This window comes from Paenibacillus prosopidis, from assembly GCF_003337375.1.
Classification (GTDB): Bacteria; Bacillota; Bacilli; order Paenibacillales; family Paenibacillaceae; genus Pristimantibacillus; species Pristimantibacillus prosopidis.
Genome location: NZ_QPJD01000005.1, coordinates 390,652 through 405,702, shown reverse-complemented (window position 1 = coordinate 405,702; position 15,051 = coordinate 390,652). Strand labels below are relative to the sequence as shown.

Here is a 15,051-nt window from a genome sequence, read left to right as displayed (position 1 = left end):
GCCCGGCACCAACTGCCCCTTTTTATGTTAACGGTGAAGTGGTCTGCATATTTTGAGAAAAAATGTTAAGCCTAAGTTTTAGTTCTTTGGAGGGGGAGAGTATCTTTGAAATACTTACCGGATTTAAAAAGCCATGCCGGGAAGCATGCTTTGTTATATTTGGCTGTGTTTATGATTTGGTTTAAAACATACGTCACGCACCGTTTTCACTTTGACCTTCCAGTCTCCGGTTTGTATCAGGAACTTATTCTAATCATTAGCCCGGTCAGCTCCATATTGGTTATGCTCGGTCTTAGCTTGGCGTTTTTAAGAAACCGGTCGTATATCGCAATTCTTCTTGTAAGCATGATGTCTGGTTTCCTCCTATTTGTTAATATGCTTTATTACCGGTTTTTCAATGATTTCATTACCTTGACGGTATTGCTTCGATCTACTCAATTAGGTCATTTGCGGGGGAGCATATTGGATCTTTTGCGACCGTCGGATTTTCTTGTATTCGTTGATTCGGTGATCCTATTCATATTGATATATCGCAGTAAAAAACGCCGTGTTTGCGTCAGCCGAGCCCATATTGTTTGTATGATTATGTTTGCCGTTACTCTGTTTTCGTTAAATTTGGAGATGGTGGATAAGATACGCCCGGATTTACTTACCCGCACTTTCGATCGCCAAATCGTGGTGAAAAATATCGGCGCTTTCAACTATCTCATGTATGATACAGTGGTCACGGCAAGGATGAAAGCTAAAACCGTTTCAGCAGGCAGTAAAGATTTGGAAATCGTTAAAACCTATTTGGAGTCTACGCCCAAAGATGTATTGGATCCGGAAATGTTCGGTTTGGCTAAAGGCCGGAATGTTTTTCTGATTTCATTGGAGTCTGTGCAAAGCTTCCTGCTTGAAAAGAAAATATTCGATCAGGAAATTACACCTTTTCTAAACAGCCTCATGAAAAACAGTTTTTATTTTGATCAGTTTTATCACCAAACGGGGCATGGCAAAACGTCCGACGCTGAATTTATTATCGATACTATGCTTTACCCGCTGCCAAGCGGAGCCGTATTTTTTACGCATAGTCAAAACACTTATCATTCGATTCCTAATCAGTTGAAAAAAAACGGTTATTACCCGGTGGTATTGCATGGGAATAATAAGACATTCTGGAATCGCGATCAAATGTACAAGACTATGGGCTATGAGCGGTTTTTTTCAGCAGAGGAATATGACATTACCGAAAAAAACTCTGTGGGGTGGGGACTTAAGGACCTTCCTTTTTTTGAGCAATCCCTGGATAAGCTTCGTGCATTGCCGCAGCCTTTTTACGCAAAGCTCATCACACTGACGAATCATCATCCTTTTGAGCTGAATCCGGAGGACAGACTGCTCCCGCCATATCATTCAAATTCAGAAACATTAAATAACTACATAGAAACAGTAAGGTATACGGATGAAGCCTTAAAGCATTTTTTCAAAATGATTAAAACTGCGGGGTTGTACGATAACTCAGTCTTTATTCTTTATGGGGACCATTACGGGATTTCAAGGAAACACCGTAAAGAAATGGCGGAATTTCTGGGAAAAGAAAAGCTGACCCCGTATGATCATGTTCAGCTGCAGCAGGTTCCTCTAATTATTCATATCCCCGGCGTAAAAGGGAGAAAAATGAGTGTGGTTTCCGGTCAAGTCGATCTTAAACCGACAATACTCCATTTGTTGGGTAATGATTATGTTGAGGGATTAGGCTTCGGACATGATTTGTTTGCTGTAAATAAGCCGCAATTTGCAGTCCTGAGGGATGGCAGTTTCGTTACCGAGCATTATGTTTACTCAGGAAATAAGTGCTACAGCAAACTAAACGGTGAAAAAACGGATTCGACCTTATGCGAGCCCTTTCGAAAAAAAGCACAGAACCATTTAAGATACTCCGACAAAATTATTTTTGGAGATCTGAATCGATTCCTGACGGATGAAAAAAGCTGAACCCACAGCGGCAGCCATGGATGTCCTAGACTGCCGCTATATGATTCTACTATCGTGCCGAGGGAGTTCAATGGTATAATTAACCATGAATTCAAATCTAATATAGTGAGGCGGTAACTATAATGGAAACAGGTAATAAAGTATCAATAACGGTAGAAACTACAGTTCATGCACCAGTTGAAAAAGTGTGGGAATATTGGACAGAACCGCAGCATATAACGAAATGGTCTTTTGCTTCTGATGACTGGCATGCACCAATTTCCGAAAATGATTTAAGGGTTGGCGGAAAATTTCTTACAAGAATGGAAGCAAAGGATGGAAGCTTTGGATTTGATTTTGGTGGAGTTTATGATGAAATTAGAATAAACGAATTTATTTCTTACACTCTTGGAGATGGAAGAAAAGTTACGGTCACTTTTATTAGTCAAGAAAGCGATACTAAGGTAATTGAAGATTTTGAAGCAGAAGCAACCCATTCCATTGAGCAGCAAAAAGAAGGCTGGCAGGCGTTTCTAGATAATTTTAAAAAATATTGTGAAATTTAAAGAAGATTAGGATAAAAGAATCGGACATCCAGGTTAATAAACTAAATTAAAAACCTTCCTTTGGGGAGGTTTTTTTCGCATTCTGGGTATGCACAGTTCAGGGTCAAGGTAAGGGTATGGACCAGTCAAGGAAAACGGGTTGAACCTATTCAACGCAGACTATCTCCTCTGGAAATCGCTTCTCTTTATCGTACCGCTTTCCGAACAAATCCTCTGTTCAAATTTGTCGCAACTAGAAGGATATTTGGGCAAACTTTCGTATACCCCGTATTTAATATCAGAGTTATTCAATTTTTTAATGATGACCTGTCCGACTTTTATAGCAATTATAATAATGTAGCTGCCTTTGTCTTCCGCAATGTTCTTAAAAATACGATTAACAATATTCCTGTTCTACGGCTCTTAAAAAATGTAAATAAGAAGAAAAGGGCAGCAGCTGATTTGCAGGCTGGATCAATTTTGAAGGCACCTCCTTTGTGGTGCTTTTATTTAGCTTAGGAAATTATACAACACTAGAAAAGCTCTTCCCATGATATGTGAACAATTCTCCATTGAATCCACCTTTGGTTTTTACTCACATTTTAATATATAGGAGTCCTTTGTAGAAAAGCCATATGCACAATAATTAGTATTTACACACGAACACATGTTTGTTAACATTAGGTCATGTTCACAAAATATGGAAGATAGCTAACGCATTGCCAAATGCAAATCAGCTATCGCATTGGAGGCATGCTATGGATGAAGGTATAAATCCTATTTTGCTAACGTTTCCTGAGAGTTTTGAAACCGAGCGGTTAATAATCCGTGCTCCGCAATGGGGAGAAGGAGTCCTTGTTAACCAGGCTATACTCGAAAGTGTTGAGGAGCTTCGACAATGGATGCCTTTTGTGAAAACGATACCTACGGTTGACGAATCCGAAAGGTATATCCGCAAAGCCAGGCTCAATTTTTTGGAACGGGTTGATTTAGTGCTGCTTGTATTTGATAAGCATACTTCAGAGTTTGTAGGAAGCAGCGGACTACATAACATAGACTGGGGCCTTCGCAAGTTTGAAATTGGTTACTGGATAAGAACCTCCAGGTCAGGGTATGGATTAATGACGGAAGCCGTAAATGGGATCACGCGCTTTGCCATTGATCATTTAGAGGCAAACCGTATCGAAATTCGATGTAATGCGCGTAACCTGCCAAGCGCCCGGTTAGCAGAACGGGCCGGCTTTACTCTGGAAGGGATTTTAAGAAATCAGACCCGTGACGAAGCAGGTACGCTTGGTGATAAAATGATTTTTTCTAAGGTTAAAGGTATTGAATACTGATTGGGGAGGATATCATGAAACAGGTTATTTTAACGGATAAAGCGCAGCAGCCCGGAGGGATGCCGTATTCGCAGGCGATTAAGGTCGGTAATACGGTCTATGTTGCGGGGCAAGGTCCCTTTGAGCCGGTAAGCGGGATGTGTGAGGACAGTACGCTGGCATACCAAGCCAGAAGAGCACTGGACAATTTGAAGGCCATATTGGAAGAGGCCGGAGCCGAAATGAAGGATGTTGTAAAGGTTACGGTGTACCTTGGGAATGGAGCGAACTTCGACGAGTTCAACAGCTATTACATGGAATATTTTACTGCTCCGTATCCTGCTAGAGCGATTGCCAGTGTTAACGCGGGAATTTTGGTGCAGATCGATGCAATAGCCGTTATCGAACGGTAAAGAAATATCCAATAAAGGAGATATCCCAAATGGAAGCAATTCAAAGCCCGATTCAAAATGTAGTTGGTAGTGTGTTCATCCATGTTACCGATCTTCGACGTTCGGCTGAATGGTACAGCATGGTGATGGGATTGCCGCTGCTGGAGGAGCGATTAAACGGCGGTCCGGTCTATTGGCTGGAGCTGGAGGGCGGGACAGGCATCATACTTGACGATAATAGTCATAATGATCCGGATACGGAGCATGTATTGTTCAGCTATAAAACAACGGATATCGATGAAGCGTATCGCTGCTTAGAGGAAATGGGAGCAAAGCTGTTATTTCCGATCGAACGGCCTCATCCGGGGCTAGCGTATTTTAATTTTGCCGATGAGGACGGAAATGCGATTATGGTCACGCAATCCGATTACGTTTCCGCGGTTGTGCAGCGTTTGGAGAATACCGAAAGTCCGATTTTGAATAAAATAGCTGCAATCTTTATTAATGTAACGGATATGAATCGGGCGATCCGATTTCACAGTGGAGTGCTTGGGCTCTCTTATCATGAGGTCGGTCCCGATAAATCCATTTACGGCCTGAACATACAGAGCGGCAGCGGAATCCTGCTTGATGATAACCGGTTTCGTCAAGGAGACGATTACAAGACTTTGTTTATGTTTATTACGAGAAATGTAGATGCTTCGAAAACGTACTTGGAAGCAAACGGTGTTCAAGTATTTACCGATATAGAGAGGCACGGCAGTATGGCCTTTTTCACGGTAAAGGATCCGGACGGCAATGTCGTTATGATTTGCTCTAAATAATGATAAAATAAATAGTTTAAGAAAATGGCTGCCTCGATTGGCAGCCATTTATGTTACGAGTAGGAAAACTAAATAAAGCTCTTCAATACGGCATTCACTTTCGAGCGGTTTGACACGAAATTTTTTTTGGACAGCATTCTTTGATTTAACGTATTTTTTTGATGGATAACGATCAGATAGTTCCGCTTTCCTTTCTTGTTCAGGATTTCATGCCTCAGCTTAATGACGGAAGGATGCCCGCCGGGGAGCTTGTATCGTTTCCCGTTAAAATACTCGTTGGTTTTATAGATTAAGGTATAAAAAGGCGGGGAGGATTTCGTTACGGCAGCAATGCGATGACGCGAACTGTCGTAAACGTATCCCTTTTGGTTAATGAGGGCAAGAGTGCTCCGCTTTGGTTGATAATTATGCAGCTGCTGGATTAAAGATTTATGGTACGTATCATCACAATCGAGACGAACAAGGTATAGATAGTTACAACCCTTGGTTAGTTTTTTTTGGGTTTCAAGATAGAGATCATTGGATACGAATTGAATGTTGCTTGGGAGCGGGTTATATTTTTTCAGTGTCCGCTTGATTATACGCTCGGAATCCTTCGCATACCGGACAAGGACCGAGAATTTTTGATTGGTTTGTTTTTTGAGGCTTTGCAAGGTGTATGTCATAAAGATCTTCATTCTGTATTCGATCCACGATTTCGTCAAACCTATTTTCCAATCATTATCAGGCTTGGATCGGTTATTGAACTCGATTCCAATGATGATCTTTTTGGCTGGCATATCCAATTCGTCCTTTCAATCATAAGATGCTCGTTATTATATTCGGACAGTGCTTGGATGGTTTACCTTTGCGAGGAATATCCTTTTTGTGGTGGGCGTATGAATGAAGGGATCGTTTTTTCTCAAAGGGGTGACTTTGATGTCTAAGAGAATTCTGATCTTGACAGGTGATGCGGTAGAAGCCTTAGAAGTATATTACCCGTACTATCGGATACTGGAGGAAGGTTATGAGGCCGTCATTGCTTCACCAATGAGAAAGGTGCTGCGAACTGTCGTTCATGATTTTGAGGGATTGGAAACCTATACGGAAAAACCGGGGTATCAGCTGGGGTCGCATCTCTCGTTCAGCGAAGTCATCCCAGAAGATTACCACGGCCTTTTCATTCCGGGCGGGAGAGCCCCTGAATACATCCGGCTGGACAGACATATCCCCAGAATCGTCAGTCATTTTTTCGAAATGAATAAACCCGTCGGCGCGATCTGCCACGCGGTTCTCGTGCTGAATGCGTTAAAAAATAAACGGTACTTTACGGGACGAACCATGACAGCCTATCCTGCCTGCCGTTTCGATGTGGAAAATCTGGGGGCGTTCTATACGAACCAAACGCCTTATGTGGATGGTAACCTGGTATCAGGTCAATTATGGCCGGATCTTCCCGGTTTCATGAGAGAGTTTCTTAAGCTTGTTAGGAGATAATTTGGAAATAACGATCAACTATTGAACGTGTAGGAGCGCCTAGGCTCCGACTGCGCCCCTTTCTTTAACTTAGAGGGAAATCCTCCAGTTAACATTGTCATCGAAATTGTGAAGATCCATCTAACTGGAAAACCTCCCTCTAATTTAGGCGATTTCTTTATCATTGAGCAATTCGGATGAAATTAATGGGAGGAATTCCATTTATACGATTATGATATCGATAAATTGAACAATTAACGGGAGGTTATCCGTTAGTGGGGAGTGAGTTCTGAGTTTTAAATATCAATCAGGTTCTTTAATCAAATACAAGACCAGGTCGTCATCTACTTGGACGGAGCTGCCGGGTTCGACGGGTTCACTTGCATATGTTATACCTCTGCCGTCAGGAATGTAGCCTCTCCTCGCGTAGATCCGCTGCGCGCTTCCATAGCTCGCATAAAGCCCCACGCCAATCCCAACGATTCCGTACTTTTCGAACGCAATTTGTTCAATCGCCTCCATTAATGCATTGCCTATTCCAAGCCGCCGTAATGTAGGGACGACATCAAAGTTGTTGATCTCAGGTATTCCATTCCGCGAAAAATACGGATAATACGATTGGGACAAAAGGTGCAGCCATCCTGCAAATTTGCCGTCGTAGAAGGCTACAAGAGTGATGCGGCCACCAGTTTTATTTTCTTCCCAGCATCTCGCAATATAATCCTCAGGTTTGCTGATGCCGTGTTGCTCAAGGGTTTGAAAGATGACGGTAATATCATTGTGCTCCATGGGCCGTATTTGCAAAATAGTATTCACTCGTAACCCTCCTTTACATACTTGACTCGCGGGATGCTGAAGTTGCATATATTGCTTATTCTATATTAGGGCAGGGAATCGGCAACGGGCAAGGTAAAGAACAATTATAATATAGCGGCAAGGAATGAAAAGGGCGGAGCATAAAAAATAACCGGCTCTCTGCCTTAGAGCCGGTTATTTTTATGCTATCGAAGATTATTGTTTATTTAGTTCGCTATCCTTATTTTGCATAACCTGCTTCACCAAATTTTCAGCCGCTTCTTCATTAATTGAATTTTCTGCCCTTACATGTTCAATCGCATTTTGCGCATAGCTTGTACCCGAGTGATTTAAATTGGTATAGGCAACGGGCTGCTTCTCATTCTTATTATTGGAATTGTTTAGCTGATCCTGTTTCATAAGAATTCATCCTCCATTCTGTTTTAATTCATGAGTATTTTGGATGAATTCGCTAAATAATATTCATATTATAGATGATATATAGATTTCGAACGGTTTAAAGTGCATAAGCTTGTAGCTATTCCGCCAGTTGTAATCGTAATTAAGGATAATAAAAAGGTATCTCCCGGCAGAAGCAGCTCGCCAAGGCTTATGATCAGTAAGTCCATCATTAAAATGATCAAACCGACATTTAGAGGAACAAACTTCGAAAAAAATTGAGCCAGCAAATCCGTTCCTCCCGTACTGCTTTCAAACCTTATCATCGTGCCGATTCCGGTACCTATGATAAAACCGCCGAGTACGGATCGTGTGAACGGCGTCCATTCGATGTAATAGAGGAAATAATATTGATAAGGCTCCATGAAATCAATCACATAGCTGGAAAATAGCAGCCCGATAATACTGTAATACAGCATGTCGCGGTTATAATACCAAGCCAGCACAAAGATAGGGATACTGCACAATAACATAACCAGACCGACTTTTACGTTGAATAAATAGTTAATTATAAGCGCGATACCAATGATTCCGCCATCCAATACCCCCAGCGGAATCAGAAAGAAATTAATGCCGATCGCGATCAAAATACTTCCAATTATAATTGCAGCGAATTTACGCAGCGACAGCATATTCACCAGCCCCCAGATAAAGCCTGTCTGATGTATATGCAGCTGGAAGTAATATTGTTCCATTAATGTTCTTTTAATAGCGATAAAGGTACGTTCTACCTAAAAGATCTGCTGCTTTCACGAATGATCAACTCCGTCGGAACCAGTACCTTTTTTGTCAGATGGCGGGCATCCTCGATTTTTTCAATTAGTGCTTGTATGGCGACTCTCCCCATATATTCTGTAGGGATTTGTACGGTTGTCAGCGGAGGAGTGGTATAGGGCGCCAGCTGATTGCCATCAAAGCCCACGATGCTGAACGTCTCGGGAACCGGAATATGGTTCTCTTTCAGGAAGTCCAGCGCTCCAATCGCTATCGGGTCATTGGCGACAAAAAATGCCGATGGAAGCGGTCCATCTTGGTATGCGCGTTCCATTAACTTGTATCCGCTCTTAAGATTTTCTCCAATGTATATCCGCGATGACTTAAACTCCGGGAATTTGGACATATACCGGAGAAAGATTTGATCCCTCCTGTCATCCATTTCGAGATCTACGCTCTCCATGCTGCCCAAATATCCAATGTCGCGATGCCCAAGGTCCGTTAAATAGTTCAATGCCGAATGGATGGCTCGTCTCGTATCGAACCAGACGTTGTCATATTTGTTGTCATTCGGAGATCTGCCGATGATCAAAATATTATTCGTATGAAGCGAGGATACCATGAGATTGATCTCTTCATTTGTGTAGTTCCCTTGAATAATGGCTCCGTGCAAATTCTCGAAAGTCACATTCGAGGTATTAAATACATTAACGATGTCAATTTCGTACTGCGAGCAGATTTTATCGATGCCATTACGGATGGAAAAGTGGAAATCATTTTCCAAATGGCTGTAGAAGATATCAGGCTTGTAGACGAGAGCCAGCCGGTAATATTTTTTGTTGTACCGTGCCACAACTGTCTTATATTCCAGCTGCTTCGCAGCTTCCAACACTTTGCTCCGGGTTATTTCAGAGACGCTGAAGGATTGATCGTTATTCAGCACCCGTGAGACGGTGGTCGTGGAAACGTTAGCGAGTAAGGCTATGTCTTTAATTGTGGCCATGTGCATCAAGCTCCTAAAATTATTAGTAATATATTTACTTGAATATTATCTCATTATAATCACTTAATCCAAAAATGGGAAGGGAAAAGTCGTGATTATGACCGGATTAATAATATCTTTACATAATTAATGATTTAAATTTACACTCATATAGTAAATTAAACACTATAAAGTAAGTAAAAATTTTAATTAAATTTGAGTGGTTTTTATCAAAAAAGATCAATCTAGGAGCTGGAAGCATGCAAGTGAAAAATGAAATGTACCGGAATGCACTCGATTGGGTAACGGAGGCAGGAGAGATTATTAAGGAACGAATACATCAAACCCTTGATATTAAGCTCAAATCCAGCCACTCAGATCTCGTGACAGCGGTAGACCGTGAAATTGAAGCTTATTTTGTGAACAATATTCGGCAGCACTATCCGCTACATAACATTTTGGGCGAGGAAAACGTGGGAAATACGTTGTCGGACAGCCCTTATTTATGGATTATCGATCCCATTGACGGGACAAGCAATTTTATTAACCGAAAGAAGGATTTTGCCATATCGGTTGCTTTTTGCTGTGATGATCAGGGAGTGTTCGGTATTGTTTACGATGTGATGGCAGGAAAACTGTACCATGCTATTAAAGGTGAAGGAGCGTTTCTCAATGAGAACAGGCTTGACTCCATCAACCGCAGCAGTGTGCTTGAAAATGAGCTAGTTGCCGTTAATACGCCTTGGAAAGATGTGGAGGAAATCCGGCAGTGGCCGCAGTTGTACAGGCTGGCAGCCCGTGTGAGAGGAGTAAGGGTTTACGGGGCTACGACGATGGAGCTGTGTGACCTGGCTACAGGCAGTTTGGGCGGATTCGCTCAATATTTTGTGAATGCTTGGGATTATGCGGCAGTCCGGGTTATTTTGGAGGAAATAGGCGGCAAGTTCTCGGACCTGCAAGGAAACGAGATCGGCATGATCTACTGTGGCGGTGTTGCGGCAGCGAGTATTTGCGTGCATGAGCAAATGATCCAGCTGCTGAACGCCGGCCCGGAATAAGAGACAGATTGATTTTGGAGGTGATGCGGTAGAAAATTTTTACGACCGATTGCCAGTGGGTGGGTAGTAATCAAATTTGTTAAGCGAAAGGAATGAGAACAATTAAGAACAAACGTAATAGACGTATTTTTTCATTCATGAAGTGGCTGATATTAGCCGCAATGCTCTTTGGAGCATTAAACTTTCAAGCATTCATCCCGACCGCTTCCGCATTAGAATATCGAAATGACCCGCCTTATTATAACGTCACGGATTCCACGCTGCCGGGTAAACTGCTCGATGCATTGAACCATCGCACTTTACCCTTTAGTGAATCGAACCAAGACTTCCGGGACGTGTCGCCGGTAATTGTCATCGCTCACCGGGGAGTGGTTGATCACAACCACCCGGAAAATACCAAAGAATCGGCTGTCAATGTCATGAACTACGGCATTGAAGCCATGGAACTGGATGTCTATCAAACCAGTGATTACGTTCCCTACCTGTTTCACGATCAAACCCTGACGCGTATGCTGGACCGTCCGGAGTACTCCGACATTTACCGCTGGGAAAGAGAAGGTTCTCCTGCGGGGAAAAAGCCGCTCGACTGGGGAACAATTAGCCAGCTGAATCTTTGCTATAATGGCGTCGATGGATATGGCAAGACCGCGGAGCACCCGACTTGTGCCAGTAGCGGTATTCATCCGTCAAGTTTGTATGATACTCTGCATGAACTCTATATGAACAGTTATCAGGGGTTCGTTTTTCTTGATCTGCGCGGAACTGAGAATGTACGCGATGTGGCCACTCTATTGTCTCGATACTTTGTAGCTGACGATGCTGATTTCGGTACTTGGATAGCCAGCCATGTTGTCCTCAAGTTTGCGACGACCTTTTTTGACGGTCCGGCTGACTATTCCGCCAAGGTCAGGGCCCATTATCAGGAGAGATATGGCGAGACTCTGAGCGAATATGACTTATCGTTCCTTTACGTCATGCCCGTCTACTTCTCCGACCGGGCCTACGACAAAGAACAACAGACTGGAGACGCCTCATGGGCTATCAATGATTTTACGCGCTGGAAAAATTGGTTTGACGACCAGGACAAAAACGAGGGGCTTCTTGCTCCGGAGATCGAAATCAAAGCGACGGGAGCCGTTCTCAACAATGGCGCGGACGATCTGTTCACCGAAACATGGCAATCCGGGCGCAGTGTTGGCGTCTATGTTCCCAAGAAACTGTGTACCCGCACGGTGGCTGCGGATCCCAACTATCTCGGCGGCGATTCCGGTACCTGGTGGGAAGGAGGGGTCTGCGGTCCGCTCGGTTCTATGAATGAGAAGGAATGCGGCAGTTCCGGTCAGACCGCAGTAACGGTAAGCGGCGGAGGCTGTACCGATCACCGCTTTTTATCGGAGTTTTGGCACGATACCGCCAAATTCGGGTTTATCATCACCGATACGCCGGTCGATGATATCAACTATCTAGCGAAGTACCCCGGGCAAAGGCCCGGCCAGCGCGATATTGGAGTGCGCTTCTTCTCGCCGCCTAACATCCAGGTAGCGGCAGACGGTTCCGGGGATTACTCCACCATCGCCGCAGCCATTGCCGCTTTGCCTCAAAGCGGCGGAATCATTGAAGTGGCGCCCGGCACGTACAAGGAAAAACTGCTGATTAGCAAGAACAACGTAGCTCTGGTCGGCATGGGAACAGACGCCTCCAAAGTGAAGATTACAGGCAATGACTATAACAAGAAGATAAACCCGGCTACCGGGCAGCCGTACGGGACCAGCGGCAGCGCCACGGTTACGGTTACCGGCAGCGACTTCTACGCCACAAACCTGACATTTGAAAATACCGCGAACTACGAAGCGCCGGGTTATGAAGCCAACGAGCAGGCGGTAGCGCTCTTGACGAAGGGTGACCGTGCGGTCTACCGGGCCGTCATGTTCTTGGGCGGCCAGGACACCCTGTACGTGCATAACAATAAACGGGCCTATTTCAATAACAGCTATGTGGAAGGTTATGTAGACTTTATCTTCGGCAACGGCAAGGCGGTATTTGACAATACCACGATAAAGGCCAAGGTACACACGGATCTGCGAGGCCAAGTCACCATCACGGCGCAAAAACGCGAATCAGCGAGCGAAGACAGCGGCTTTGTGTTCAACAATAACACCCTGCTGTTCGATGACCAGTACATGGATAACGTCTGGCTGGGACGCCCTTGGGGAGCCTATTCCACCGTTTATTTCCTGAATACCAAAATGGGGCCGCAGGTGAAAACTCCAGGTTGGATCGAATTCATTCCAGCGGAATATGCGCCTCCTGGAGTGACGCCCACCAACTACCTGCCGACGTCCACCTACCGCGAGTACAAAACGCTTTATCCGGACGGCAATGGCGGGTGGACTGCTTTCGATATCGGTCAGCGGGAATCCGTTTCCCCGAACACCAACGTCCCGCTGAGCGATGCCGAAGCTGCGGCGCTCGCGGCGGATACTTATCTCAAGGGCGCCGATGATTGGAAGCCTACGGCTGTGACCTATGGATCGAATACCAATCAGACGCTTCCGATTCCGACCCTGCCTATCGGAGCTCCCGGTGCGCCTACAATCTACTCGGTGACTGCGGGCAATAAAAATCTGCAGGTCTCCTGGGGAGGCAAGCCGGCCAACCCGCAAACGAGCGGCTATCGGATCTGGGCGACTCAGAACGGTCAGACCTTCGGACCGGTTGAAGTGCCGCCAACCGCTACTTCCGGCTATATCGGCGGATTGGCCAATGGCGTTCCGGCCCAGGTTCACGTTGCCGGCGTCAACGCGCAAGGTGTAGGTCAGGATGCGGTTTCAGCCTCGTTCACTCCGGTTTCGGATGCGCCGAGCGTTCCTGAAAACATTCGCTTCCAGCTTAATGGCAGCAGTGTCACCATTGGCTTCGATATTCTCGACGAAGGCAGTCAGCCTGTCTTTAACGGCGCAGAACACCACGGAGTATATACAGCCCTGTATGCGAGCAAGAATGATGCCTATGCAGGGAAAGCCATCACAGGCACCAGTCAAGGCTTCACAACACCAACTTATACTTTCAACAACCTGCAAGCGAACACCACCTATTGGGTGTCCCTATGGGCCCATAACGGTAAGGACAGCCCTAAAGCGATTACCTCTTTTCATACCGGCCCGATAAGCGGCTTCCAGTATTGTTCATGGGAAGGCCAGACCTGCAGTTTTTCCGGTGAAAAGCTGGTTGCCTTCGGCGCTAACGGCTGGTTCAGTTACCAAACTGCGACGAACAGCATTTCTTGCTCGAATGCGGTGTTTGGCGACCCCCAACGCGGGACGGGCAAAGCTTGTTATGTCAAATAGTAATCTACAGAATTCTTACCACATTGAAAGGGTGAAAACAAAATGAAAGGCTTCAAAAACAGACTGATACTAACAAGCTTAATTGTACTAATCCTGGGGGTACTTTCCGCATGCGGAGGCAATTCCGCTTCGAACGCCGGTTCATCCGGTGAAACGCCGGCAGCTGACAAGGAAGCGGCCGCTTCCAATCAAGACTCGGGCAATACACAGCCGGCAAACTCCACGGCGGATAAAAAGAAGGTTGTCGTCTACACAAATGCCGGCGGTCAAGGCAGAGCGGAATGGGTTCAGCAGGAAGCAGCCAAGAAAGGAATCGATGTGCAATTCGTGAATGCCGGAGGAGGCGATCTGGCTAATCGTCTGATTGCCGAAAAAAATAATCCGGTTGCCGATGTTATTTGGGGATTGACCAGCATCGACTATGAAAAATTCAAAAAACAGGACATGCTTGAAAAGTACGTTCCTGCTTGGGCGGAGCAAGTCGATTCGGGATTGAACGACAGCGGCGATTATTATCACGCCACTGCAAAGCAAGCGATTTTAATGATGTATGATAAAAACGTATACACGAAGGATACCGCGCCGACCGACTGGCCCGATCTGTGGAACAACTCGCAGTATCAGGGGAAATACGCGATCTTAACTTCAGGCGGAGCTACAATGAGATCCGTTCTTGCAGGGATTCTGATGCGGTATCAAGACCCGAACGGCGAATACGGCATCTCCAAACAAGGTTGGGATGAATTGACCAAGTTTTACCAAAATGGACGCCAGTTGAAGCAAGGGGAAGACCTCTTCGAGACTTTATCTAAGAAAGAGCAGCCCATTAGTCCGGTGTGGTCCAGCGGGATTGCAGACTTTGAGCAAAAATTCAACATCCAAATGGATATCGTATCCCCCAAAGTCGGGGTGCCTCATCTGGTGGAATCGGTAGCGCTTGTCAAAGGCGCGAAAAATGCCGATGCGGCCAAACAATTTATCGATTGGTTCGGCACTGCCGAGGTTCAGGGGCCGTTTGCAGCAAAATTCAGTTACTTCCCTGCCAATAAAGATGCGCTTAAGGATGCTCCTCAAAAAGTGAAAGACATCGCCAGTGCCGTTACTGTCCAGGAAATCGATTGGAAATTCGTATCCGACCATATCGATCAATGGGTACAGAAAATTGAATTGCAGATCATGAAATAATGACCTGATCCGCCAGTTCA

At 45.0% G+C, this 15,051-nt stretch carries 14 protein-coding genes; 9 read left to right on the top strand and 5 right to left on the bottom strand.

Annotation, left to right across the window (positions count from 1 at the left end; genetic code table 11):
• The first annotated feature begins 105 nt into the window (after positions 1-105).
• From DFP97_RS10295 to DFP97_RS10275, 5 genes are all read left to right on the top strand, one after another.
• The gene (locus DFP97_RS10295) at positions 106-1,977 is read left to right on the top strand and encodes an LTA synthase family protein (RefSeq protein WP_342773265.1); all 1,872 of its coding nucleotides are present in this window, start codon (positions 106-108) and stop codon (positions 1,975-1,977) included.
• Positions 1,978-2,099: 122 nt separating this feature from the next.
• Entirely contained in the window at positions 2,100-2,522 is a 423-nt protein-coding gene (locus DFP97_RS10290) for an SRPBCC family protein (protein WP_114379899.1), read from the top strand.
• Positions 2,523-3,259: 737 nt separating this feature from the next.
• Positions 3,260-3,841, top strand: coding sequence for a GNAT family N-acetyltransferase (locus DFP97_RS10285; protein WP_181873447.1), 582 nt, complete (start codon positions 3,260-3,262; stop codon positions 3,839-3,841).
• Positions 3,842-3,855: 14 nt separating this feature from the next.
• Positions 3,856-4,233: a RidA family protein gene (locus tag DFP97_RS10280; protein ID WP_114379898.1), complete on the top strand. Its 378-nt coding sequence runs from the start codon at positions 3,856-3,858 to the stop codon at positions 4,231-4,233.
• Between the two features lie 29 nt (positions 4,234-4,262).
• Positions 4,263-5,036, top strand: a complete 774-nt coding sequence (locus DFP97_RS10275) for a VOC family protein (RefSeq protein WP_114379897.1) — start codon at positions 4,263-4,265, stop codon at positions 5,034-5,036.
• A 68-nt stretch (positions 5,037-5,104) separates the two neighbouring features.
• On the opposite strand, the gene DFP97_RS10270 is transcribed toward DFP97_RS10275, so the two are convergent.
• Positions 5,105-5,815 carry a glycosyltransferase gene (locus DFP97_RS10270; protein WP_114379896.1) on the bottom strand — a complete coding sequence of 237 codons (711 nt, stop codon included), beginning with the start codon at positions 5,813-5,815 and terminating at the stop codon, positions 5,105-5,107.
• A 139-nt stretch (positions 5,816-5,954) separates the two neighbouring features.
• On the opposite strand from DFP97_RS10270, the gene DFP97_RS10265 reads away from it, so the two are divergent.
• Complete coding sequence (locus DFP97_RS10265; RefSeq protein WP_114379940.1) at positions 5,955-6,512, top strand: DJ-1/PfpI family protein; 558 nt, start codon at positions 5,955-5,957, stop codon at positions 6,510-6,512.
• A 282-nt stretch (positions 6,513-6,794) separates the two neighbouring features.
• Here DFP97_RS10265 and DFP97_RS10260 read toward each other — a convergent pair whose 3' ends face one another.
• From DFP97_RS10260 to DFP97_RS10245, 4 genes are all read right to left on the bottom strand, one after another.
• Entirely contained in the window at positions 6,795-7,307 is a 513-nt protein-coding gene (locus DFP97_RS10260) for a GNAT family N-acetyltransferase (protein ID WP_245976059.1), read from the bottom strand.
• Positions 7,308-7,502: 195 nt separating this feature from the next.
• The gene (locus tag DFP97_RS10255) at positions 7,503-7,706 is read right to left on the bottom strand and encodes a hypothetical protein (protein WP_114379894.1); all 204 of its coding nucleotides are present in this window, start codon (positions 7,704-7,706) and stop codon (positions 7,503-7,505) included.
• 68 nt (positions 7,707-7,774) lie between these two features.
• Positions 7,775-8,440 (bottom strand): YitT family protein, encoded by a 666-nt coding sequence (locus tag DFP97_RS10250; RefSeq protein ID WP_342773264.1) that lies wholly within the window; start codon positions 8,438-8,440, stop codon positions 7,775-7,777.
• A gap of 32 nt (positions 8,441-8,472) precedes the next feature.
• Positions 8,473-9,462 carry a LacI family DNA-binding transcriptional regulator gene (locus DFP97_RS10245; RefSeq protein WP_181873446.1) on the bottom strand — a complete coding sequence of 330 codons (990 nt, stop codon included), beginning with the start codon at positions 9,460-9,462 and terminating at the stop codon, positions 8,473-8,475.
• A 239-nt stretch (positions 9,463-9,701) separates the two neighbouring features.
• Between DFP97_RS10245 and DFP97_RS10240 the strand changes: the two genes are divergently transcribed.
• The 3 genes from DFP97_RS10240 (at position 9,702) to DFP97_RS10230 (ending at position 15,031) form a co-directional block, all read left to right on the top strand.
• A complete protein-coding gene (locus DFP97_RS10240; RefSeq protein WP_114379892.1) occupies positions 9,702-10,499 on the top strand; it encodes an inositol monophosphatase family protein in 798 nt (265 codons plus the stop codon).
• Positions 10,500-10,591: 92 nt separating this feature from the next.
• On the top strand, positions 10,592-13,846 hold the full coding sequence (locus tag DFP97_RS10235) for a pectinesterase family protein (RefSeq protein WP_114379891.1): 3,255 nt from the start codon (positions 10,592-10,594) through the stop codon (positions 13,844-13,846).
• Between the two features lie 42 nt (positions 13,847-13,888).
• Positions 13,889-15,031 (top strand): extracellular solute-binding protein, encoded by a 1,143-nt coding sequence (locus DFP97_RS10230; RefSeq protein ID WP_114379890.1) that lies wholly within the window; start codon positions 13,889-13,891, stop codon positions 15,029-15,031.
• Positions 15,032-15,051: the final 20 nt, after the last annotated feature.

Bases quoted from the DNA above. Each gene is read 5' to 3' on its own strand.
- DFP97_RS10275 (WP_114379897.1), top strand. From the start codon at position 4,263: ATGGAAGCAATTCAAAGCCCGATTCAAAATGTAGTTGGTAGTGTGTTC.
- DFP97_RS10245 (WP_181873446.1), bottom strand. From the start codon at position 9,462: ATGGCCACAATTAAAGACATAGCCTTACTCGCTAACGTTTCCACGACC.
- DFP97_RS10230 (WP_114379890.1), top strand. From the start codon at position 13,889: ATGAAAGGCTTCAAAAACAGACTGATACTAACAAGCTTAATTGTACTA.
- DFP97_RS10250 (WP_342773264.1), bottom strand. From the start codon at position 8,440: ATGGAACAATATTACTTCCAGCTGCATATACATCAGACAGGCTTTATC.
- DFP97_RS10235 (WP_114379891.1), top strand. From the start codon at position 10,592: ATGAGAACAATTAAGAACAAACGTAATAGACGTATTTTTTCATTCATG.
- DFP97_RS10240 (WP_114379892.1), top strand. From the start codon at position 9,702: ATGCAAGTGAAAAATGAAATGTACCGGAATGCACTCGATTGGGTAACG.
- DFP97_RS10270 (WP_114379896.1), bottom strand. From the start codon at position 5,815: ATGCCAGCCAAAAAGATCATCATTGGAATCGAGTTCAATAACCGATCC.
- DFP97_RS10280 (WP_114379898.1), top strand. From the start codon at position 3,856: ATGAAACAGGTTATTTTAACGGATAAAGCGCAGCAGCCCGGAGGGATG.
- DFP97_RS10290 (WP_114379899.1), top strand. From the start codon at position 2,100: ATGGAAACAGGTAATAAAGTATCAATAACGGTAGAAACTACAGTTCAT.
- DFP97_RS10285 (WP_181873447.1), top strand. From the start codon at position 3,260: ATGGATGAAGGTATAAATCCTATTTTGCTAACGTTTCCTGAGAGTTTT.
- DFP97_RS10255 (WP_114379894.1), bottom strand. From the start codon at position 7,706: ATGAAACAGGATCAGCTAAACAATTCCAATAATAAGAATGAGAAGCAG.
- DFP97_RS10265 (WP_114379940.1), top strand. From the start codon at position 5,955: ATGTCTAAGAGAATTCTGATCTTGACAGGTGATGCGGTAGAAGCCTTA.